Genomic DNA, 1,352 nt, shown 5'->3' with positions numbered 1-1,352 from the left:
GGCCTGGGGCGTGGGGGGACGTGCCGCCGTACCGGGGCGCTGCGCCGTACTGCTCGAGGGCGCCGCCGGGGCTGTGACGCGGTGTGCCGACTCCCGTGTCCGGCCGACCGGACGCGGTGTCCGATTGACCTTGCGGTGCCTGCGTCCCTTCTGATGTCTGCTCATCTCGTCGTCATCTCCGAAGCGGTAGTGATCACACCGTGTCAACGAGCGACCGCCGCTGACGGCGCTCGGCCGATCGGCTCATCCGTCCCGCGACCGCCTCGCGCCCGGGCGGACCGCCTCGCCGCCCGGCGTGCCGGCCTGACCCGCGCCGCGAGCGGGACGCCAGGCAGGTCGGCCGTGTCCGCCAGGTGGGGGAGTGGCCGACCGGTATCGGACCCGGAGCGCCGCAGCGGGGCATCTGACCCTGTGTAGGGATCTCCCCGGCACCGGAAAGGCGCGACCATGCCCGGCACGATCACGGTAGGACTGGACGGCACCGAGCACAGCCTCGCCGCCGCGGACTGGGCCGCGGACGAGGCGTCCGTACGCGGCGCGACGCTGCGCCTGGTGTACGCCTGGCAGCCGCCGAGCCCCCTCGACCTCCCCGTCGCGGTGGACCCGGTGGCCGTGGAGGCGCAGGCGCACGAGGTGCTCCACCAGGCCGAGGCGAGAGTGCGGGCGCGCCGCCCGGAGCCGGCGGTCACCGGCGAACTGCTCCCCACCGAACCCGTTCCGGCGCTGCTGGCCGAGTCCGAGGGCGCCGACATGCTGGTCCTGGGCTCCCGAGGCCACGGCCCGCTGGTCGGATTCCTGCTCGGCTCGGTCAGCCTCCAGGTGGTGCGGCAGGCGAACGGCCCGGTCGTCGTGGTCCGCGACACGGCCGCGCCGGAGGCGCAGGGTGCGGAGGAGCGGGCTTCGGAGGTGGTGGTGGGGGTCCAGGATGCGGGGGAGGACGCCGCCCCGGTACTGGAGTTCGCCTTCGCCGCCGCGGCCGCCCGCGGTGCCCCGCTGCGGGCGGTGCGCGCCTGGAGTCTGCCCACGCCGCTGGACCTGGTCCCCAGCGCGCTGCGCCCGATGGACGAGGCGGGCGGACCGGAGGCGTTCAACCGGTCACTGCTGGAGGACGCCCTGCGGACGTGGCGCGAGCGGTACCCCGAGGTGCCGGTGGCCACCCATGTGGAGATCGGTGGGGCGTCCGAGGTGCTGCTGTCCCAGAGCGGCCGAGCCGCCCTGGTGGTGGTCGGCCGCAGGACGCAGTGGCCCGCCGCACTGCGCGGCATCGGCTCGGTCACCCATGCCGCGCTGCACCATGCCCGCTGCCCGGTGGCCGTGGTCCCGCACCGCTAGGGCTGTCTCTTATACACCTC

Annotated in this window: 1 protein-coding gene; it reads left to right on the top strand. The window is 75.2% G+C overall.

All coding sequences use genetic code 11. From position 1 onward, the window contains the following. Window positions 1–447: 447 nt before the first annotated feature. Window positions 448–1,332 (top strand): universal stress protein, encoded by an 885-nt coding sequence (locus E4099_RS32070; RefSeq protein ID WP_135342596.1) that lies wholly within the window; start codon window positions 448–450, stop codon window positions 1,330–1,332. Window positions 1,333–1,352: the final 20 nt, after the last annotated feature.

This window comes from Streptomyces palmae, assembly GCF_004684805.1.
Taxonomy (GTDB): domain Bacteria; phylum Actinomycetota; class Actinomycetes; order Streptomycetales; family Streptomycetaceae; genus Streptomyces; species Streptomyces palmae.
Note: the sequence above shows the minus strand (reverse complement) of the source record. Positions and strands in the feature narration are given on the sequence as shown.